This window comes from Clostridioides sp. ZZV15-6597 (assembly GCF_020657815.1).
Classification (GTDB): Bacteria; Bacillota; Clostridia; order Peptostreptococcales; family Peptostreptococcaceae; genus Clostridioides.
Genome location: NZ_JAGWCT010000291.1, coordinates 1 through 263, shown reverse-complemented (window position 1 = coordinate 263; position 263 = coordinate 1). Strand labels below are relative to the sequence as shown.

Genomic DNA, 263 nt, shown 5'->3' with positions numbered 1-263 from the left:
AAATGTATTGTATTATAAAATCAGTAGTAAAAACTGAAAGGAAGTAATTACAATGAAATTAGATAGTAATAATCATTAAGTATTCTTGTTACACTATCACTTAGTTATGTGTATAAAATATAGAAGAAAAGTAATAGATAGCTCTATATCAGATAGACTAAAAGATATATTTGTAGATATCTCCCCAAATTATGGAGTGGAGTTGCTAGAATGGAATCATGATATTGACCATGTGCACTTGTTATTCAAAGCAAAACCAAATA

The 263-nt window shown here is 26.6% G+C and carries 1 protein-coding gene; it reads left to right on the top strand.

The window, feature by feature from the left end:
• Positions 1-85: 85 nt before the first annotated feature.
• Positions 86-263 (top strand): IS200/IS605 family transposase (gene tnpA / locus KGF52_RS21260; protein ID WP_227841544.1); only part of this gene is annotated, 178 nt, incomplete at its 3' end.